Here is a 21,034-nt window from a genome sequence, read left to right on the forward strand (position 1 = left end):
ACTGCGCTCTTAATGAATAAGCACTAGTTTGACTGAATTTTTCAAATTTATGTTCAATCTCATTAAGACGTAGTTTGAGACCACTCAACCACTGCGCTCTGAATTAACTAGATATGCCTGAATAGAATTTAAAAAATTTTTTCCCAGCCTCTTACTTATTATTGCCAAACATACTTAAAAAAAGTTTATAACTTAAATTGTACTTCTTCAAAGAATTGATTCATATTAATACATCGAATCCCTAACTGATCACTTACATCGGGGATTTTAGCGGCCTTACTCGGATTAATTTTATTGAGATTAATCACTCTATTTTCTTCAGTTACAATTGTATAGTTCTCCTTCATAGCGATTGCAATAAGCCATCATCGCTATTTATTCCTTTCTCCTAATACCTGATAGCCTTTGTAACCGACTCCAATGAGTCTAAAGGCTTCGGTATAAGACAATCGTTGTTCTTTTACCGCATTACTAACATATTGATAAAAATTGGGATCAACACGATACTTTAGGGTGTTTCGATAATTTCCCGTTATTTTATTTTTTGGTATCTGAGTCGATTGAAATTCTTCTTTTAACTGCTTTACTGTTTCTTGGTATTTGACTTTAGAAATGAACTTTAAATCATACATTCTTCGCACAACAACTTGTTTGCTCACTTCAAAGTATTTTGCTAAATTATTTAAATTTACGTCAATGCCTAATTGTTCATTATACTTCGATAGGAAGATATCTTTTGGAACTAATATTTCAGCTGTAATTCGGTTAACTTTTACTTCTAGTGGATTCAATGGGGATTCTGTTAAATCTAATAAGTGATCCTGACCAAAGAACAAATGGACAAATTCATGAATTAGAGTAAACAAACGACCGGTATTCGTATCTTTTTGATTGATAAATATAATCGGTGCTTTATTATCTGAAAGAACAAAACCTCTAAACTCTTCTAAACTTAAGTTTCGATGGGTATTTTCTTTCACAATACCATTAATGAATACGAAAACACCTAACTGATTGAGTTCGTTTCGATAAGTAGAAAAACGACCTGAAATTATATTTTCTCCTAGGTAATGACGAATCGTATTCAGAACTTTTTCATCTGAATCCTCTAATGTAAATTGTCCAATAAAAGGAAGTTCTCCGATAATCTCCTCTCTTAGGAAAGCTTGTTTATCTTGCATATCGACAATCGTTTCTTTTAATTCCGTACTCATTTCATTTATTGTTTTAGAATCAATTGTTCTAAAATCCGCTTCAATCTCAGGAGAAGCAATGAATTGATTTAATAATAATAAACCTGTTGGAATGTTGATTAACTTCGCAATAGTACTTAATTGATTAAATGTCGGTTTTTCTTGCCCGGTTAAATAGGCTTCAATTTTGGGTAACTTTTGTTTTAAATAATCAAGAGGAGTGTTCGATGCTTGTACATACTTAGCTAGAACTTCTTGATTAATTGCTAATCTTTCTACCATCGTAACCCCTCCTCGTAATTCTTTGACTAAATTGTAGCATATTTCGATTATAAATGGGAGTGGACTTGAAGTAGAAAACCGATTGATTTTCACTTCGTCTGTCCAGTCCCGCAATGCAAAGTAGATGAGGTTATAAATGAGTCAGTAAGACGCAGTTTTAACCCCCTCTGCCACTGCACTTTTAATTAACGCACAATAACTCAACTTAGTCTCGTCCCTGACTCTTTAGATGCCTCTCAAACACTGCGCTAAAAAATATACACTAATCATTCGCATTTAAAGCAGTTCGGTTTACTTTTTTCGTGTTAGTACGCAAAACGATATTGGAATACTTCAAATGATTTTAAGAAGCAAATCTAAGATGATTCAAACTTCTTCGCGAATATCGCTTCTGTTAAAGTTTGAGAGAAGTTTAATTGCAATTCTTTCCCAGCGATATCAGCCCATTTGGGGATTGTGAGTGTTTTTTTTACTAACTCTTGCATACCTAGATATCGAGTAACATCTGTAGTAACCATTGAAATAAATGATTGCTGTTCATCGTAATCTTGACTAAACTCCGAATCTTCTTTAAATGGATTGTGATCAATTAATGATAACTCATTTATATTAGTTGGGATAGGTAATGTGTGATTCTCTTCAATCAAATCGGCTACTTGTATCCCCAAATACTCGGTGGCCATCATCATCGCATCCGCAAGATTTTCGCCTTGAGTAGCAGAATATTCAAAGTCAGGAAATGTAATAAAATAATTATTCTCCTTTGGATCAAAATAAAATAAAGCGGGATAAACTACTTGCATACTCAACTTCCTTTCTTAATGATGCCATAATGCCAATAAATTGGCCTGTTTTAATATATTGCGTTCTGTACCTCTTTTTAATTCTCCATGTGGAATGATAATTGGTCGGCATCCTTTCTTTTTCATTTTTATATGGGAGCCTTTCCCCTCTCTGGTATAGGGTGTCCATCCATGCAACATCAACAATTTCATCATCTCTAATTGCGTCAAAGGCATTTATATTCTTCCTCCTATTTATTATAACACGTATAACACGCATTGTGCATGTTATTTGCTTTATAAAATAAAATACAAAATTTATTCAATAACACTCGAAAAAAACCAAGGCAAATTGCCTTGGTTAATAGATTGAGCTTAATTTGAAGGAGTCTCTTACCAAAGAGATGTCCATAAACCAAATGGACCAGCACCTAGTAATCCGATTACTAAGATTAATAAAATACATTTAATTGGTGTGCATCCTTTAAATGCTAGTAAATAATATAAGAGTAAGGTGATTGTTAGTGGTATTAATTTTGGCATGATCCCATCAAGTATCTCTTGTATATTAATTTGAACAGGTGTTTCCACATACTCAAAATAAGTTACTTTATAATTACCACTTGGCAATTCCGTTATACTAGCGTCTTCTTGACCAATTGCTGGAGTTTGATCAGCCACATTTTCATAGATGATATTTTCATAATTACCTATTTCTGAGGCTGGTACTGTCTCTACAATTTCAACAGCTTCTTGAGTGGTACCATTAGGAATAACTAATCCGTTAACGGCAGTCGCTCCGTAAACACAAGTTAGGGCACCGACAACAAATACCCCTAAAATTGATGCTGCACGTGTAAATGCCTTTGCATTTTGAGTTAAAATACCAATGGCATTTGTTCCCAAGCTATATGACCAATGCATGAGATAGTAACGAACGATAAATTGTACAATATTAAAGATTAGTAAAATAAGGTCCTTCTAAAAAGATTCCTTGAATTTTTGCGCCTTTAATATTTTGATAATTTTCACCTATTAATTGACAAACATCATTCAATGACTGACAACTAGAAGTTAATGTCGTAGGTAACCAAGATGTTACACCTGTGCTTAATAACCCTTGTGCGATGGTATTTAAGCCTTCTATCTCCCCATCCATAACATCTTTTCCTAAATATCCATGGATATGTGTTTCGACAAAATCAGGTCCCACAATTTTATTTGAATAATCAATTAAAGTATCTTCACCATTCAATTGGGAATCATTTTCATAAAGACCAATAAATTTTCCGTCTTTTACCTCTAGATAGACATTTTCTAATACTTTATCAGTTAAAATTAATTTTCCTATTTTATAAATCTCAGACATTCACTTCACGCTTTCAGCTATTTTTCAAACGGATGGATCGTAACGCCTTTTACTACTCGATTAACGGTACCTGTTTTCGATGGTGTATCAGGTGTATTATCCACAGCTATCGAACTTAATAATGCATAAATTTGTCCAAAAACAACGTATGGTAATACTAAATATCCTTCTTCTACGTGTTCTGTTAATGCAATATCAAAATGGGTAAAGCCATCGATTTGAGGATTATCCCCACCGACAACAATCATCGATTTAGCAATCTTGTCAGCAGCAATTTCAGTCATCAAATCAAGCTCATATTGACGTGCATAAGCATCTTCAGACTGGTACAAAATAATAGCTGTTTGATCATTCACGATTGATTTCGGTCCATGTCTAAATCCTAAAACTGTCTCATATAAAGTTGTTTTAGCTCCAGCGGTTAATTCTAAAATCTTTAATTGCGTTTCATGGGCTAATCCAAAGTATACGCCTGAACCCAAGTAAACAACACGCTCAACATTTAAATCCACTAAAGCTTGAATTTGCTCTTCTTTGTCAAAAATACCTTCCGTCGTTTCAATCATTTGTTCTACCCAAGCTTTCTTTTGCTCAAATGAACGATTATCAAAAATTAATAAACTGGTTAAATACATACATGAAAAGGCACCAGTCATCGCAAATCCTAAATCATTCGACAGTTCCGGTTGTAATAATAGTAAGTTTTTATCATCACCATGAGAATTTTTTGCTAATTGACCTTCTTTAGAACAAGTTATCGTAATTTGATATAAGTCAGACACTAATTGTTGTGCTAACTTAACAGTCGCGACACTCTCTGGAGAATTACCTGAACGTGCATATGATACTAATAAAGTCGGTTGGGTTTCTTTAAAATATACCGTTGGGTTGGTGACTAAATCTGTTGTCGCTACATCTAAATATTCCCAACTTAAATCTTCTTGCGTTTTCATAATTTGTGGCAATAAGGTCTCGCCAACATAAGCAGAAGTGCCTGCACCAGTAAAAATGACTTTTACAGAATCATGTTTTTCCTTAATGTTATTTAAAAAAGTTTCAATAGTTTCACGTTTTGATTCGATCGTTTCTAATACTTCACGCCACAACTTAGGCTGTTGACGAATCTCACGAGTAGTATTGACAGCACCTAATCGCTCTAATTCTTCAGTTGAATAATTAAACATGTTTCATCACCTTTCTTATTCATTAACACCAATTTTTTCAGTCCATGGAGTGGCAGTTTTAGTAAGTACATCATTCAATCCATTGATATTTTCTTTTCCTTGGGTTGATAACCATTCACGTGCCGCTTGGTCACCTTCTTGAACAAATATGCCAACTGAATCTTTCCATGTCGCACGACCACATAAAACACCATTAAATTGACTGCCCGCTTCTTTAGCAAAAACTAAAGTGTCTTGGAACAATTCACTGGATACACCCGCTGATAGGAAAATATAAGGTAAATGAGTCGCCTCGTCCTGTGCTTTAAAGTGGGCTTTTGCTTCATCTTGTGACATAATAAAGTCTTCTCTAGCAAAACCTTCAACATATTCCACATTGACCGGCACTTCTACTTTTAAAACATCGACATTATATTGAGGTTTAGAAAATTCTTTCATCGCTTCAATTACTTTATGGGGTTTAACACCTGCGTATTCTTTAGATTTAACATCGTCCATTTGATGGTCATAGGTTAAAATTTCTAAGAAAAATGGTATCTCTTCTGCTAAACATTCAGAACCAATTCGTTCCACAAAGGCGTGTTTTCGTTCATTAATGGCATCACTTTCATCGATATCATAGTAAAGTAAGAATTTTACTGCATCTGCCCCGATTTCTTTAATACGTTTAGCTGACCATTCTCCTAATAAATCAGGCAATCGACCTGGTTCAGTCGCATCATAACCAGTCTCTTCATAAGCTAATAATAATCCTGCTTTTGCATCTCTAACTTTTGTAGCGGGTAATCCATATTCAGGATCTAATAAAATTGATGACGCATAAGGGGTTAAAACTTCTGAAATTGAGATTTTAAATGCTTCAACTGCTGCTTGAATATCTTCAACAGCTCCCTTTGATTCAATCATCTTTCGAATTGATCCTCGTTGGTCAATGGCTAAAGCTGAGATAACATGGTCATTGGTAGACAGTTTTTCTAACTTTTCGAATTTGCTTTTTGAAATAATGTGCATTTTTGTCCTCCATCCTTCTAAAAAGAAACATTTTGTGTCATTTTACTAACAATATAACGCAACAACGAACAGAAGTCAACATAACATTGACAAATAACGAACATAATATTATATTGTAAAGGTAAAGCGAACATATTCAGACATGTTCAGAAAGGAGTCATTTATGCTAAAAGAAGAACGCCAGCGCTTGATTGAAGAATTACTAAAAAACAATCGTGTCATTTCAAATGCGGATATTTTAAATTTATCAAATGTGACTGAAATGACGATTCGCAGAGATCTAAAAGAAATGGAAGAAAAAGGTTTATTGATTCGAATTCACGGAGGAGCCAAAAGCATTAATACAGATGTAGAGGCGACTAACCCTAAAAAAGAATTTAGCCATATCCGTAAGCGTACAATCAATCGACCTCAGAAAAAACATGTTGCACAACTAATCGCCAAAGAAATTAATGAAGGTGATACCGTTTTTCTAGGTTCAGGAACCACTATTGAAATGGTTTATGATTATTTAACCGTGCCGAACATTCAAGTTGTGACGAATTCAATGTTAGTATTTGAAAAATTCAAATTAGATAAACGATACGAAACGATTTTGATCGGTGGTGTTTATCGCGATGTTTCAGCCTCGTTTCATGGCACGATTTCCGATCAAGTAGCAGAAAACTTCCATGTACAAAAAGCATTCATATCAGCCAATGGCATTTTAAATAATAATATTTATGATGCTGTCGCCGAAGAAGGTCTAACTCAAAAAATCATTTTCGAAAATGCTAAATTAAAATATTTAGCAGTTGATTCAAGTAAATTTGATAAAAAAGATTTCTATCAATTTTATCAAACACAAGATTTGGATTTTATTTTGACTGATAATGAGATTCCTGTAGAAACATTAGAACACTATCGTAATTATTGTAAAATTATGACTAAATAAGGATTTAAACCGAAGTTTTTTGAATTCTATCGGATATTTATAGCTCTATCAGTCAAGGAGTTGTGAGAACTAAATGATAACTAGAACTCCTTAAGACAAAGCGATATGAAATTTAACTTATAGCTATACCACTGTATGGCCACGGGTTGCGAATCCTACCGCTTAAAAAATAAGGGAGAATGGATTATTTGTAACTTCACTTTAAGTGATGAAAGCAACCTCATTAGCATACTGGCTAATGTCTATTGATCAAAAAGATTAACAATAAGCCAACAAACACACTTGTTAAACGCTATTGATGCATATAGGTAACGCAACTGTATCACACATGCCCTATTAATCGCTATTGACGCATAAATTAGTAATGCCTCATTAAAGCCACACTATCAATCTCTACTGACACAGATGGTTAACGCCACAACATTACACACGCCTATCCCCTTCATAGCATAGAATTAATAAAAGACCCTAAGTAGACCAATTGATTACAACGGTTCATTACTTAAGGCCTTTTCTTGTCGTTCAATGACTATAAAATATTAAGGAATGACTAATAGTCCCGCTCCGATTAAACCATTATGTCCATCCAATTTTGATAGTGTAATATTTTGTAAAATATGTTCTTGTTCTGGATGAAGATATTGAGCTAATCTTTGCTTAACAGCATGGATGTACTGAGGATTTTTAAGTGCAACACTGCCACCAAGTACAATATATTTTGGATCGAGTAGACAAATAATCGCATATAATATCTTGGCAATCGCATCCATACTTTCATTAATAATCGTAGTAGCTTGATCATCACCTTGCTCCCATAAGTGAAACACATCAGCTGTAGTGATGTCTTTATTAGAGTATAACAACTGACCATAATCAGCAATCGCCGGGCCAGAAGCGATAGATTCGAGCGTTCTAGTGCCTCTTGGTGTCTTTATTTGTAAAAAGCCAACTTCTCCTGAAAAGCCACTGCCTCTAAGTATCATCTCATTTATGATGTTAGTGCAGGCGATACCCGTTGAAATCGTTAAATAGGTAAACATATCGTTGGCTTCAGGTTGTAATAAACGATACTCAGCATAGGCCGCCACTTTAACATCATTATCAATTTTTATTTTTGTTTGTGGATAAACAGTATTTAAGCGCTCCACAATTGGAAAATTGTGCCATAAAATGTTATTTTGATAAATTGCAATGCCATTGATCTCATCCACTTTTCCAGGCACTCCTAGACCAATTCCGCAATAATCAGTCATGGCCGTCTTCGTCTCGACTAGCAAGCGATCGATTCCATTGACGATTAATTCAAATAATTTGTCACTATCATTTGTTTCTGTTGGATAATCATAGCGTTTTGCGATTGTTCCATCTTGATTAATAATGGCAATAGCTGTTTTGGTGCCACCAATATCAATTCCAATAGCTTTTTTCATCACTTATCCCTCTTCTTCTACTCTCTTTTCGGATGGTTAAATTCGTAATTATAATCAAAAATAACAATTAGGATACCTGCTAAGCCCATTAACATATAGATAAGTTGATTAAGGCCCGTTGTTCTTTGAAAATAAATGATAATAAATAAGCAGATAAAAAAGACAATAAAGCGAATAATCGTTCTTATATTAGCCTTCATTTTATATCCCCCCAACGTATTTCACTCGGATCCAAATGCATCTCAATGGATTCATTATTATCAAGATAAACGATAGTTGTTTGCGGATAATTGGTATTATTAATCACTGCATATTTCTTTTTCTCTGGATAAGCATGCACTTCAACATTCAAGTTAGTACTGTTCCATTTATTAAATTCAGCTTCTTTATTCGCTGCAAAATACACAGCACGCATCAATATTCTGGCATTTTCAACACTATAAGGTAAGCCAGCAATATAAACGCCGCGACCTTGTCCATAATTGTGGGCCGCTAGATGGACTTCTCCAAATTCTTTCCCTTCTGCGTTCGCTGGTAAAACGACCCCATTCGCCTCATTATCTGACTGACCAGAACTGAATTCAATCACTTCGGTATCATGATAGAGGGCATAGACATTTTTCACACTTTCACCAAAATTCACTTTGTTAACATCCTTGATGTCTTCAGTAATAAAATGGGTGTCAACTTGTTGAGTAAAATATTTATCGACTGATAAACTATAGCCTATTTCACGTTCAACCCCTAAAATGTCACCTAATTGGAAATAGCGTCCACCATGTTGGTAAGCCGTTGGTTCCCCAACACCAATTAAACCTCCACCTTGATACACAAATCGACGGATAGCCGTCACTAATTTTTCATTTGCCCAAAAACTGCCACCACTAAACGAGGTTCCAGCATCGCCAGCATTAATTAAAACATCAATATCTTCTGGGACACCGTGTTCCATCACATCATCAAAGCTAATAAATTCAACATCTACAGCCGCCCCACTTAAAACTTCCATAATTCCCATGTATGAATAAGTTTGCTTATAAGGTAATTCGTGAGCCACCATATGACTTTGCCAAGTCCGTAATTTGCCCCAAGCATTTAAAATCCCTACTTTAAGGGCGCTATAAGGTTTGGTATCTTTTACGATATCGTAAATCTCACGAAATTCATCGGTTATTTGTTCAATATAATCAACAAATTTAGGGAATTGATAAGCTAAGCTTAAATAGCCACCATATCCGATACGATCGACTGGTTTTCTCATAATAGCTCTTCTCGCTGTCAACCAATTTTGATTAGCTTCGATTGTGGGATCATTGCCTTCTTTAAAAACATCAGGGAAAAAGTAAGGTAAAAAGCGTCCTTCTGTATAGTTAACATGAGGAATATCAGAAATTAAACGCAAACTTGCGCCACCCCCAACGGAACCTACTACTGCATCTAATCCAATCTCTTTAAAATATTTGCCATAAGGCTCGGTACCAATCCAATTATCTCCTAGAAACATCATCGCTTCTTTCCCATGAGAATGAACAATATCGACTAATTTCTTCGCTTGTTGCGCCACATATCGACTTGTAAAATCAATATAATCTAAATATTCTTTACTTGGATTGCGATGCGTTGTATTATAATACCCTTGATCAACAATATGTTCAGGACGTAGACGATAGCCTTTCTCTTTAGCAAATAATTCCAAAGCTTCAGTAGAAATCGAAGCACCATAGCCAAACCAATCCACAAATTTTTCTTTCGCTAAATCATTAAAAATTAAAGTGAAATGATAAAAGAATGTTGTAAAGCGAACCACATCCGTTTGCGGATTTTCCTGACACCATTTTTCTAAATAATCTGACATATATTGATTAGAATGTAGCCCTGTAACATTAAACGGAATATCATGGGTAACCTCGTCGCCCCAATTATTAGTCATATGATTATACATATGAGTAGGATCCCAAATCTTATATGCTAGAAAAGAAACGGTATATTCATGAAATGGAATGGTATTGTTAATATCTACGGTCTCATCTTGTTGATTCACGCACCAATCCTCAATCGGTACCACTTGATTGGTCGTACGGTCAATTACTTCCCACCATTCTTTTGGATCATTATCAAAATTAGGTGTTAATTGTTCACGATAATAACCATCCATCAAACTAATGGTTAATGAGGTCTCGGTAGCTAAATTAAATTGTGACATCAAATATAATTGTTGACATTCCTCCATATGATCCTTAATGAAATCATTATGATTTCTAGCTACAAAATAGGTCGTATAGATTTTAGCATCCAATGATTTAATATCATCGGACAACTTAGTCCCGTCCGAATCGCGAATCGCATCCGCACCCCAACGTGCCATTAACTCTTTTGTCTCTTCTAAAAAATTATTCTCACTTGGTAAAGTAACTCTTCCTTTTGATTTCGCCATTTTCATACTCCTTCAATTATTCTTTAGAACCGCCAGCAGTCATACCTTCTGTCAGTTGTTTCTGTACAAAAATATACAATATTAATGTTGGTAACATCACCAATACCATCCCGGCATATAACTGACCGTATTGTTGAGCAGCATTTTGAGCAGCCATTAAATTCATTAAACCAACTGGCAATGTTTTTAACTCTTGTTTCGTCATCAAAGTAAATGAAATAATGTATTCATTCCAAAAACTTAAAAAGTTGAATAAAATAACCGTAATAATACTTGGTCTCGCCATTGGAATCATGATTTTAAGCATGGTCGTAAAATGACTCGCTCCATCAATCGCGGCTGCTTCTTCAAAGGTACTAGGCAACGAAATAAAATAACTCGACAATAAATGAATGGTAAAAGGTAAGGCCGTTGACGCATAAACTAAAGCCAAAATAAAACGATTGTTTAATAACATAGGCATTATCTCTATTTTTTGCACATCCACTAACATTAAGAAAATTGGCACGACAATATAGTTCACATTAATAAAGAGGCCACCTTTAAACAATTGTTGTAAAACTCTTTTACCTGGAAAATTAAATCGTGCTAGCACATAGGCAGAAGGTAAAGCCGTTACCAGTAATATGATTAACGCCATCGCCGTTACGATCACTGAATTCCATAAATTTTCTCCCATACTGGCACGATTCCAAGCATCGATAAAGTTTTGGAAATAAAAGCCTTTCGGCAAATTCCAAGGTGAATGATAAAACTCACTATTTTGTTTTAAAGAGGCTAAAAATACCCAACCAACTGGAACGATAATTGAGATTGCTAACATTATCAGAACAAAATAAATAAAAATCTTGTATAATTTATTACTTGATTGATTCACGTATATGCCTCCTTTCTAATATTCTAAAATATCTCGCTTAGTAATCACACTAATAATGGCAGATAATAAGAATGAAAAAATAAAAATGATGACCCCGATAGCCATTCCATATCCTCTTACACCATTGGTATATGCTTGATTAAACATATAAGAAAGGACTACTTCACTCGCTCCATTAGGTCCGCCAGACGTCATCGTTTGAACCAATAAGAAACTTAAATTAATCGTACTAATGATGAAAAAGGCTAACGTTGTACGAATATTATTCCACACTAAAGGTAATGTAATCGCAAAAAACTGTTTAAACTTGCCTGCCCCATCTAAATCTGCTGCTTCATAAAAACTATCTGGTATATTAGCCATTCCCGCCATATACATGACCATGTAATAACCAATCGCTTGCCAAATGAGGGCTCCGATAATCGCATAATTCACTAAATGTTTATCGCCTAGCCATAAAATTGGTGTTTCATTTCCTCGGAATAAATTTAAAATAGAATTTAATAATCCTTGGGTTGGATTATAGATTGCTGAGAAAATCCCCGCAATGACGACAATTGATAAAATATTTGGAATATAAAAAATGATTCTGAAGAAATTCTGTCCCACAATTTTTTCTCTTGATAGGACGGCCGCAAAAAATATTGAAATCGTTAAAGTCACAATCGTTACTATCACAATTGCTAAAATGGTATTTTGAAAAGCATGAATAAACTTCATATCAGACATCAATATTTTAAAGTTATTTAAACCGACAAATGTTTTATTCGCAGTGTACCCACTCCATTTGTATAAAGACATTCTAAAAACTTCAATTGTAGGATAAAGCATAAAGACAAAGAACAAAATAGTCGCAGGAAGTACACACATCCAAGCAAATCGTGTTCTTGATTTTTTCGTATCCATTTCATCACTCTCTTTTCACACTAATAAAAAATAAGAAATGTCCACCCACAAGTAGACATTTCTAAAAACTAAACTACTCAGCAGGCAATACTGCTTCAAATTTTTCCATCATTTCAACGACACTCTTTTGCCAATCTGCTACTGATAAATCGCCTGATACAACTGAATCGAAGTTACCATATAAGGTACCACCTAAGTCAACCCCTTCAATTGATTCAACTGACACAAATCCACCCATACCAGGTAAGGTGCCGTCTTCATAAATATTATAGAAAACTTGTTGATCTTCAGGTAATTTTTCATTGATACCTTGAATCGGTTGAACCGCACCATGTTTCGCAAAAATTTCTGCTGCTTTATCAGAATATAAGAAAGCAATAAATTCTTTGGCTGCTTCTTTATTTTCGGCTGCTTCTGGAACCCAAATATGTTCTAAGAAAGTATAAGCATAACGCTCACTGTCTTCACTTGTAGTTGGAATTGGCGCCATCGCCCATTCGAACCCTTCCGCTCTCGGTGCTTCTGACATTTCACCCACAACCCATGTACCATTTGGCATAAATAATGCTTTATTATCTAAAACAAGTTGTTGATTACGCGTAAAGCCATCCGCATTCGCATTTGCGACAGTAGTCGGTTCAGTGTTTTCAGCTAATTTACCTAATACTTCGAAGATATTAGTTAATTCTTCACCTTCCCAGACCGCTTTATCATATTTCATAGCGGAGTCAAATAATTCTTGTCCTCCAGCTCCAAGAATAACGGATGAGAAGAAAGTATCCAAATATGAAGCCGTAGGATAAGTGAATAAGGCGATATTTTCAGTTTTAGCTTTCTCACCTAAATCCCACATTTCATCCCAAGTTTGAGGCACTTCCCAGCCTTTTTCTTCAAATAATGCTTTATTATAGAATAAGCCTGTTGGACTATAGAACATTGGCATCAAATAAGTTTTATCATCCCCATAAGGGTTAGTTGATGAAGAGGCAGTAAAGCCATCTAATAACTTATCAGCAACTGTTGCTTCTTCACCAGGGACGGTCATTTCTTTAATATCGGTAAGCTCAGCTAAAGCATGATCCTTAATTAAAGCTTCTGGTAAAGCTTTTTGGCGACTTAAAGCTAACATGACAACATCTGGAAAATCACCTGATTGTAATCTTGGTGACAGAGCATCTTCAATTTCTTTTTCTTGCATAAATTCGAACTCTACATTTGGATTGACTTCTTTGTAAGCCTCCATTATTTCATTCCAAACTTCGGTTCCATATGCCGTCTCAACAGCTGCAAAATCAATGACTGTTTTTTCCTCTGCTGAAATATTTGAAACTGATAAACTTGACAAGGCGATAACTGAAACAGCTAATGACATTAGGGCTTTTTTCATGTGAAATCTTCCTTTCCTTTTTTTATTACACCTTTAGTATAACGCTTTCATAACAATAACAAATGTAATATCTTGCGATAACGTTGCATTATGTTGTTAAAATGTTTAGAAAAATTAAAAAGTGGGATAAGCCATAAGATGAAAATTTTTGATTTTTCATTTCTTATGGCTTCCCCCAAACATCCGATAAATTATGATTTATATGCTGATGCCGACTCAAATAGTTGACTTAGACTCATTAATTTTCTTCTTTTCTATCAGGTGAAATCAATCCTAAACTTATTAAAATGGCAGTGGCAGCAGCACCGAAGATCGCATATGGTTTAGCTTCTCCCGTTTCAGGTAAGGTGCTTTCCTTATTTATTGCTTTTACATCACTAACCTCTGGACTAGTTTTATCTTGATTACCGTCCTTATTTTTTGTGAGGTCGTTATCCTTCGTCAAGTCATCCTCTTTCTCAGGTGCTTCTTCCTCTTCAGCAGGAGTGTCTCCATCGTCAGAAGGTGTTTCTTCTTCACTTGGAATCTCCTCCTCTTCAGAAGGTGTTTCCTCTTCACTTGGAGTCTCTTCATCTTCAGATGGTGATTCTTCTTCATTTGGAGTCTCCTCTTCTTCAGAAGGTGTTTCCTCTTCAACTGGTGTTTCCTCATTATCTGAAGGTACTTCTCCTTCTAAAGCATTGAGCGCCTGTACTAGTTCCTCTTGAGCTGATGGTGTCATTACATTTAACTCTCGATAACGGTCAAATCGATCCATAATTTCTTTAATCGCTTCAGTAGATACCTGACGCTCTTTGGCAGATTCTAATGCTGATTCATATGGATTGAGGTCTAATTCTTCTTCTAAATCAAGAATTGTTCTAAATCTCAATTCAGCTGCTGAAACATACTTATCAACTTCTCCTTCATTATTACCATATGTGGAAGTTGCGGTAAATATAATTTTAACAGCATTTAAGGTCTTTCCAAAATCAATCGTTTTAGTTTCACTATTATTTTCCCAATCTGAAAAATCAAAAATAAAACTTTGGTTATTATCATCGATGATTTCTAATTTTCCTTCTTTGACACGTCCATTTACGCCACTAGAACGAGGGATATAATCAAAATGCGTAATACTAATTGCTTCTTTTAGATTGAGGATTGCAGGTTGACCCACACCTCCTCCACTCCATTCACTGTGCCATAAAGAATTTTCATTTTTATCGAGAGCTTTACTGATTGCTTGGTCTTCATCTTGTTCATTAGCCACTGATGAAGATACATCGTCCCACATAATTTGATCTTTTTTCTCTTTCAATGCAAATTTCTTTTCAAGAGCACGATTAACTAAATCGTTAGCCTGATCAACTGTCAATTCGGATGGATCTGCATCGACTATTTTTCTTATAGCATCCTTATAAGGTCTCAATGATGTTTCCTCATAAATGCCATCTTCTACTGGGATTAGATGTGATAATCCTTGTTCGATGATCAATTCTGGCGTTACTTCAACCTCTTCAATTAACAAGTTGTCCATTACAAAGTCTCCATAGCCTTCAAAGTTAGATTGATTACCTGAAGTTCCATGACTATCCCTAGCTTGACTTGTTGAGAATATACCCACCCAAGTCTGTCCTGTTTCATCACCTTTTACTATGTAATTTACTCTCTTTGCCTTATTTGAATCCTTCCAAGTATTATTTAGGAGATAAGTAGTCAAATGTTCTGGGGTACTATATCTTCCAGAGCCTACAACAAACGCATAACTATTATCAGATCCTGACTCGTAATCGAAGCTCACACGATAAGTTTTTCCAGCTTCAAATCTAAAGTTTTGTGGTATCGTTTGATATAATAGATTATTTCTACCATCTAAACCATTCGTTTTTAAACTCCAATTACCATCAATAACATCGTCAATGCGCTTATTGTTCCATCCTCGTTGTGTATATGGTTCATTTTTTTCTGATAAATGGGTACGATTGTCTTGAACCCCCTCAACGCCTCCTATAACAAATGGGAAGATACCTTGACCAACATTTTCAAAATCTTGGAAAAATACCCCTTCACCATTATCATGATTTCCTCTAAACATAGTAGATTTATTCTCAAAGATACGGAGATCGTCAAAGTAGGTTGTTCCTTCCCCAGCTTCTTTAATTAATGTCAATGATACATTAGATACATCATCTCCAGTCGTAAAGAACACATACATATTTTGGAAATTTGATGTATCATCTACTGTAGCATTTTGTTTTAAGGTATTATGACTATTGGCTTGAACATAATTATAAGCAATGGATTGCTCTGTATAATTGCTCACGCTCTTGTTACCATTATGAACCTTAATAATTGCTTTACTATTGGAGCGATTATCCACTCCTACATAGGCTGCGTATTGGGTATTGGGTTTTAAGTCAGTGAGTTTTTGCGTTAATACCACTTGATCATTGTTATCTGCGATAGACAACATTGGATTATCCCCTTGTGAGCGTACAATCGTAGCAGTTTCACTTGGTCCTGACTTATCCCAATGGTCTAAACTTCCCGAATTAAAGCCAGTATCGTTAAGATGCATTCCTTCAGACCAAGTCATTTCCTTATTTGCTTGGGGTGCTTGATATATCACATAAGGCGTACTTGCTTCGGTTTCGATTGTAATAGTCCCATCTACAACTTTGATCGCTTTTTCTTCTACACGACCTAAGTCTGTTAGACGGTAAAGATAAACGGTATCGGTGTTCCAATCTGTTGGTAACTCCCATGTGGATTGACCAGCAGTCATCGTATAATGATACAACTTACTTTGAGCTTGTTCGAGGTCATCACCCATTGCGGTCCAATTCCAAGGAATTAAGTACTTATCATTTTCATAAACTGTTTTACCATCTAATTTAATGGTTCGATAATTATAATCTGGTGAAGTTGGATCATTCGATTTACGCGTAATTTCAAGCTGACGTCCTTCACTATCTTTTAATTTGATTCTCATTTCTGGAACGAAACGATAGTTACTTCCTTCGTCTGACATCGTCACTTCTTCTCCGTCTTCCCAATTCGACACTTCAAAATGCTGAATAAATTTAGTTGGGACATTCACTTTAAATAAATTATCAATGTAGCCAGCGTAATCAGAACGTCCTTGCCATCCTTCGAAGTCTTTCATATCATAACCGAATAAAAGTGGTGAGACTGCTGAACCACCATATTTAGGAAACTGCCCAATCCAAGAATCTTTCTGATGATTTCGAATAAAACGAGCGATGTTAGAGTTTATACCTTTAAGTGTTGAGCCCCCATAAGTTAAATCCGCAGCCCAATGTTGGAAAGTAGAATCATACTCACCAGCATAACCCCACTCAAAGGTTGCACGCCAACCGAGTTCATTCAGTTCATTAGCTAATATATGCGTCATCCAAGCTCCATTATCACCCGATTGACCATTTCCCCATACATCAACATAAACGAAATCCAAGTTTTCACCGATTTCATTTTTTAAATCCATAAAACGATTAAAGCGACCATTAGCTAAGTCGAAACGTGCATCAATATTAATCCCTTGATCTAACCAATTCCAACCATAAGCAAATGAGCCATCTTTTTGACGTAGACGATCTTCTGTAAAGTATTTAGACTCTGGATAAGTTTCAGATGCATTAACATGAATTCCCAAACGAGCTCCATATTCTTTAGATAATGCTAATAAAGTTTTGAAGTCCTTCGTGCCACCAATACGTTGCCCAATATCAGCGTAATTTAAGTGACCAGAGTCATGACCTTCAGATCCATAACCTTTTAGTAAAATCGATTGACCCAAACCATCCGTATGTAAATTAATCTTTTTAATACCATCAAGCGTCATTAAAAATGGATTCTGTGCTTGAGAACCAAAATTCATTGCAATACGATACGCCACTAATTCTGGAACATATTCCCAGCCCATTGGATTATTCATTATCTCACGATAAGCAATCGCGCCATCTTGCCAATCCACTTTTTCATCCTCATTAATATCTTGAGTAAAAACTATTTTGGCAGATGGCAAAATAAGTGTACGAGCATCGAATACTTTATTTTGATGTTCGCCTTCATAAATAAAAGGTGAACTTTTAATTCCTACATAGTTTTCTCCATTGGCAGAAAATTTATTCGCCCGTAAACGGTCATAAGACGTTAAATTAGTTGAATATTGTGAATTAGACCAAACACCAACGGCCACCTTCTCTGTTGAGACAAAACCATACATCAACCCTTTATCAAGATCTGACATGGTACGGGTAACGTCTGTATGGATATCACCATTGATTTTGGTATTGGTAGATAATGTTGACCCAGAGAATTTTGCTCCAGTTTGATCAGAACTAACCGCCACAAAATGTGCCCCCGGTATTTCAAATGTTTTAATTAATTTATCGGGATTATCAATTAATTGTCCATGGGTAATATTATTGTTATTTTGGATTTTTAGTACATCGAAATGTACTTGATTATTTACTGTTTTGATTTGTAAATCAATATCCGCATCAATGAAACTTTTTGCATTTTTAATTTTTAAATGATACAGAACAGTTGTTTCATTAATTTTTTCATAAGTGACCTCAGGTTTTACTTCAATACCATTGACTTTTACCGTATCACTACTTACCACTTGCCCATGAATGTATTCTCCAGCATACTCATACGATTTGATACGTGGGAAAAGTTTATCGAATTTAGCAACAACTTGGTCAGATTGAATCACATCAAAACGATCTTCAGGCTCTGCTTCCACAATGGTATCATCCACTGTATCGGTTGGGGCTTCTGTTTCCAAATTTTCCTGATTATCCATTTTGACATCAATAACCGTTTTTTGACCAACATACTGTCCCAGTCTTAAAGCAATTCGATTTGAAACACGAACCTCCTTCAATACTTCTGAAGGAATATTCACCGTGTCAAAAGCTTGTTGATCATTGACTGTAGCATTCAGTTGTCCATCAGATTTCAAAGAAATCATTAATTTAGATAACGCATCTTTAGCTGGAGCCTCGATACTTCGAGGTCCTGTTGTATAAGCAGAACCCGCATCTGATTTGTATTCCCAGAACCATCCACCGCGATCATAACCTACAAAAAGATATTTGTTTGGATCATTATAGTTGAGCATCACACCAAAACGACCCTCTAAGGATTCTGAACGATCAACAAAATCTAATGTAAGAGTAGAATTACCAGAGTCATCTACTTTTAGAGCATCTTTTTCAAAAACAGCAATATTATTCCCATTGTCATGTTCTTCAGTTACTGATAAACGATTATAGCGCACGCCTTCTATCTCTTCGATTGAACTAGGTCCATCAATTGTTGTAGTTGATTGCCACTCTGTGTGAACTTGATCATTCTCAGTTGCAGCTTCATTTTTATTTACAGATTGAACATTCATTTTTTGTACGGTTGTTTCTGAATTCATTTCAGCTTGGTTGGTTTTCTCAGTTTGAGTTTCATCAACTATTGTTGCTTCTAGATTCGATTCAATGGCATCTGCAGATTCCAAACTTAACTCATCGTCAACAGTCTCATCGCGGTTCGTTTCGCTAGATACTGTGCTTTCAGGAATCGATTCGTCCACAATAGGTGTATTAACTTCGGTATTATTATCTATGACTTCTTTAGCAGTTTCATTCATGTTAATCGATTCATCCACACCTGATTCAGGGACATCTGCTGTTTCTAAATCGGTTTCCGCAACAATATCTTCATCATTCATCATCTCGCGATTAGTTTCTTCACCTAATTTAATTTCAACCACCTCTTTTTCATCAAACTTACTTCATTAAGGATTAAAGTATCTTCAGATATACTATTATTGGTAGATTCTTCTAATACCGCAGTATTTTCAATTGGATTTTCTAGTGTGTCATTGGAATCCAATTCAGTCTGTGCACTAACCGGTTGCCCTGCAAATAAAAATGCGCCAATCATTACAGAACAAGTACCCACACTAAGTTTACGTATAGAGAACCGTTGTCGCTTTTCAAACATAAATTTATTATTACGCATGCTGTTCCTCCCAAATTTTTATAAATGTATTTCATTAAGAAAAATATATAGGACTTAGAAACTAAATTAACACTAAGAATACGGATTAATGATGTTTTACTTTAACTAACTTGTTTTATTTTCTCATCCTTTCATTAATATTTAACGGAGCTTTTTTATTAGATAGCAAAATATTTAAAAAATAAAAGCTATCCGCTCTTTTCAAATCACACTACTTTTTCACTCCTTGCACCAAGTATAACGTTTTCAAAAACAGAAAAAATATGATATCTTGTGTTAACGTTGCATTTTCTTGTTAAATAGTATACGCTTACATTGTATAATAATGTTTTTTGGTAAATAATAATGATGATTAAATGACTAGGAGGTCCAAAATGTATTATAATTTCAATATTAAAAGACAAATAGATCCAAGTAATCTGCCTTATTTTGAAATTAGGTCCGTTAATCAAGCGAGTTATGATGCAAACTGGCATAGTGTGATGCATTACCATGATTTTACTGAAATAATTTTCATTCTTGAGGGTGAGGGACATATGCAAACCAATTTTGGGACGCAACCAGTCCAAAAAAATAGTCTTGTCATTATAAACCCCTTTATCGAACATACGGAACACTCTTCTATTGAAAAACCATTGAAATATGTAGTCATTGGCTTTAAAGGACCAGAGATAATTTTTCCTAATCAAATGCGCGAAAATGATTTAATCATGTTCAACGATGATTCTTTTGCTTTTAGAGCCCTATTCACACAAATAATTAAAGAAAGTGCTAAGCATCAACAATATACAAATCAAATTATTGAGCATTTAGTCAACGCTGTAATTTTTTCAATTATTAATGAGGCAAATACTGATTTGGATAATCACCAGAAAAATCTATTAAGTCCAAGTGTCACATTAGCTAAAAACTATATTGACAATAATTATTCAAAAAAAATCACACTTGAGACACTTGAAAGTCGATCCCATATTTCAAAATATCACTTATCTCACCTGTTTAAAGAAGAATTAGGCATTTCACCAATCAATTACTTACAAGATTTACGGTTTAAACATGCGCTAAACCTTTTAGAAACAACTAATCATTCGATTATACAGATTGCGGAAATGGTCGGCTTTTATTCAAGTAATTACTTTTCTAATAAATTTAAAGAGCGCTACCACGTCTCACCCTTGCAATATCGAAAACAACATCAAAATCAAAGTGTAGCTTTATCAA

General features: G+C 35.0%; 18 protein-coding genes. 2 read left to right on the forward strand and 16 right to left on the reverse strand.

Translation table 11 applies throughout. From position 1 onward, the window contains the following. Positions 1-185: 185 nt before the first annotated feature. From GSA01S_RS10500 to lacD, 8 genes are all read right to left on the reverse strand, one after another. Positions 186-359, reverse strand: a complete 174-nt coding sequence (locus tag GSA01S_RS10500) for a DUF4411 family protein (protein ID WP_306306899.1) — start codon at positions 357-359, stop codon at positions 186-188. A gap of 12 nt (positions 360-371) precedes the next feature. Then, the gene (locus tag GSA01S_RS03375; protein WP_066124889.1) at positions 372-1,475 is read right to left on the reverse strand and encodes an ImmA/IrrE family metallo-endopeptidase; all 1,104 of its coding nucleotides are present in this window, start codon (positions 1,473-1,475) and stop codon (positions 372-374) included. A 356-nt stretch (positions 1,476-1,831) separates the two neighbouring features. Continuing rightward, on the reverse strand, positions 1,832-2,278 hold the full coding sequence (locus GSA01S_RS03380) for a type II toxin-antitoxin system HicB family antitoxin (protein WP_066124891.1): 447 nt from the start codon (positions 2,276-2,278) through the stop codon (positions 1,832-1,834). Positions 2,279-2,293: 15 nt separating this feature from the next. Continuing rightward, a complete protein-coding gene (locus tag GSA01S_RS03385) occupies positions 2,294-2,494 on the reverse strand; it encodes a type II toxin-antitoxin system HicA family toxin (protein WP_066124893.1) in 201 nt (66 codons plus the stop codon). 156 nt (positions 2,495-2,650) lie between these two features. Beyond that, positions 2,651-3,181 carry a PTS system mannose/fructose/sorbose family transporter subunit IID gene (locus GSA01S_RS03390; RefSeq protein ID WP_245631254.1) on the reverse strand — a complete coding sequence of 177 codons (531 nt, stop codon included), beginning with the start codon at positions 3,179-3,181 and terminating at the stop codon, positions 2,651-2,653. 31 nt (positions 3,182-3,212) lie between these two features. After that, positions 3,213-3,626, reverse strand: coding sequence for a hypothetical protein (locus tag GSA01S_RS03395; protein WP_066124896.1), 414 nt, complete (start codon positions 3,624-3,626; stop codon positions 3,213-3,215). A 17-nt stretch (positions 3,627-3,643) separates the two neighbouring features. Continuing rightward, positions 3,644-4,810 carry an AgaS family sugar isomerase gene (locus GSA01S_RS03400; RefSeq protein ID WP_066124898.1) on the reverse strand — a complete coding sequence of 389 codons (1,167 nt, stop codon included), beginning with the start codon at positions 4,808-4,810 and terminating at the stop codon, positions 3,644-3,646. 15 nt (positions 4,811-4,825) lie between these two features. After that, the gene (gene lacD / locus GSA01S_RS03405) at positions 4,826-5,821 is read right to left on the reverse strand and encodes a tagatose-bisphosphate aldolase (RefSeq protein WP_066124900.1); all 996 of its coding nucleotides are present in this window, start codon (positions 5,819-5,821) and stop codon (positions 4,826-4,828) included. Positions 5,822-5,984: 163 nt separating this feature from the next. Here lacD and GSA01S_RS03410 point away from each other — a divergent pair, with 163 nt between their 5' ends. Then, positions 5,985-6,755 (forward strand): DeoR/GlpR family DNA-binding transcription regulator, encoded by a 771-nt coding sequence (locus GSA01S_RS03410; protein WP_245631255.1) that lies wholly within the window; start codon positions 5,985-5,987, stop codon positions 6,753-6,755. Positions 6,756-7,294: 539 nt separating this feature from the next. Here the strand turns inward: GSA01S_RS03410 and GSA01S_RS03415 are convergent. The 8 genes from GSA01S_RS03415 to GSA01S_RS11185 form a co-directional block, all read right to left on the reverse strand. After that, complete coding sequence (locus GSA01S_RS03415) at positions 7,295-8,185, reverse strand: ROK family protein (protein WP_066124904.1); 891 nt, start codon at positions 8,183-8,185, stop codon at positions 7,295-7,297. A gap of 17 nt (positions 8,186-8,202) precedes the next feature. Continuing rightward, the gene (locus tag GSA01S_RS03420) at positions 8,203-8,385 is read right to left on the reverse strand and encodes a DUF6903 family protein (RefSeq protein WP_066124906.1); all 183 of its coding nucleotides are present in this window, start codon (positions 8,383-8,385) and stop codon (positions 8,203-8,205) included. Next, entirely contained in the window at positions 8,382-10,619 is a 2,238-nt protein-coding gene (gene gnpA / locus GSA01S_RS03425; RefSeq protein ID WP_066124910.1) for a 1,3-beta-galactosyl-N-acetylhexosamine phosphorylase, read from the reverse strand. Before gnpA ends, GSA01S_RS03420 begins: the two co-directional genes overlap by 4 nt. A 16-nt stretch (positions 10,620-10,635) precedes the next feature. Then, positions 10,636-11,496: a carbohydrate ABC transporter permease gene (locus GSA01S_RS03430; RefSeq protein WP_245631256.1), complete on the reverse strand. Its 861-nt coding sequence runs from the start codon at positions 11,494-11,496 to the stop codon at positions 10,636-10,638. Between the two features lie 15 nt (positions 11,497-11,511). After that, entirely contained in the window at positions 11,512-12,402 is an 891-nt protein-coding gene (locus tag GSA01S_RS03435; RefSeq protein ID WP_066124913.1) for a carbohydrate ABC transporter permease, read from the reverse strand. Between the two features lie 73 nt (positions 12,403-12,475). Next, on the reverse strand, positions 12,476-13,789 hold the full coding sequence (locus GSA01S_RS03440) for a carbohydrate ABC transporter substrate-binding protein (RefSeq protein WP_066124915.1): 1,314 nt from the start codon (positions 13,787-13,789) through the stop codon (positions 12,476-12,478). Between the two features lie 238 nt (positions 13,790-14,027). Next, complete coding sequence (locus tag GSA01S_RS03445; protein ID WP_066124917.1) at positions 14,028-19,562, reverse strand: endo-alpha-N-acetylgalactosaminidase family protein; 5,535 nt, start codon at positions 19,560-19,562, stop codon at positions 14,028-14,030. Further along, positions 19,544-19,813: a YSIRK-type signal peptide-containing protein gene (locus tag GSA01S_RS11185; RefSeq protein ID WP_066124919.1), complete on the reverse strand. Its 270-nt coding sequence runs from the start codon at positions 19,811-19,813 to the stop codon at positions 19,544-19,546. The genes GSA01S_RS03445 and GSA01S_RS11185 overlap by 19 nt, the downstream gene beginning before the upstream one ends. A gap of 374 nt (positions 19,814-20,187) precedes the next feature. Between GSA01S_RS11185 and GSA01S_RS03455 the strand changes: the two genes are divergently transcribed. After that, a partial coding sequence (locus GSA01S_RS03455; RefSeq protein ID WP_066124921.1) for an AraC family transcriptional regulator occupies positions 20,188-21,034 on the forward strand: 847 nt, incomplete at its 3' end.

The sequence above is a fragment of the Globicatella sanguinis NBRC 15551 genome (genome assembly GCF_001552295.1).
GTDB lineage: Bacteria > Bacillota > Bacilli > Lactobacillales > Aerococcaceae > Globicatella > Globicatella sanguinis.

Coding starts and splice junctions, on each gene's coding strand:
- GSA01S_RS03375 (WP_066124889.1), bottom strand. CDS start 1,475: ATGGTAGAAAGATTAGCAATTAATCAAGAAGTTCTAGCTAAGTATGTA.
- GSA01S_RS03380 (WP_066124891.1), bottom strand. CDS start 2,278: ATGCAAGTAGTTTATCCCGCTTTATTTTATTTTGATCCAAAGGAGAAT.
- GSA01S_RS03385 (WP_066124893.1), bottom strand. CDS start 2,494: ATGCCTTTGACGCAATTAGAGATGATGAAATTGTTGATGTTGCATGGA.
- GSA01S_RS03390 (WP_245631254.1), bottom strand. CDS start 3,181: ATGCATTGGTCATATAGCTTGGGAACAAATGCCATTGGTATTTTAACT.
- GSA01S_RS03395 (WP_066124896.1), bottom strand. CDS start 3,626: ATGTCTGAGATTTATAAAATAGGAAAATTAATTTTAACTGATAAAGTA.
- GSA01S_RS03400 (WP_066124898.1), bottom strand. CDS start 4,810: ATGTTTAATTATTCAACTGAAGAATTAGAGCGATTAGGTGCTGTCAAT.
- lacD (WP_066124900.1), bottom strand. CDS start 5,821: ATGCACATTATTTCAAAAAGCAAATTCGAAAAGTTAGAAAAACTGTCT.
- GSA01S_RS03410 (WP_245631255.1), top strand. CDS start 5,985: ATGCTAAAAGAAGAACGCCAGCGCTTGATTGAAGAATTACTAAAAAAC.
- GSA01S_RS03415 (WP_066124904.1), bottom strand. CDS start 8,185: ATGAAAAAAGCTATTGGAATTGATATTGGTGGCACCAAAACAGCTATT.
- GSA01S_RS03420 (WP_066124906.1), bottom strand. CDS start 8,385: ATGAAGGCTAATATAAGAACGATTATTCGCTTTATTGTCTTTTTTATC.
- gnpA (WP_066124910.1), bottom strand. CDS start 10,619: ATGGCGAAATCAAAAGGAAGAGTTACTTTACCAAGTGAGAATAATTTT.
- GSA01S_RS03435 (WP_066124913.1), bottom strand. CDS start 12,402: ATGGATACGAAAAAATCAAGAACACGATTTGCTTGGATGTGTGTACTT.
- GSA01S_RS03440 (WP_066124915.1), bottom strand. CDS start 13,789: ATGAAAAAAGCCCTAATGTCATTAGCTGTTTCAGTTATCGCCTTGTCA.
- GSA01S_RS11185 (WP_066124919.1), bottom strand. CDS start 19,813: ATGCGTAATAATAAATTTATGTTTGAAAAGCGACAACGGTTCTCTATA.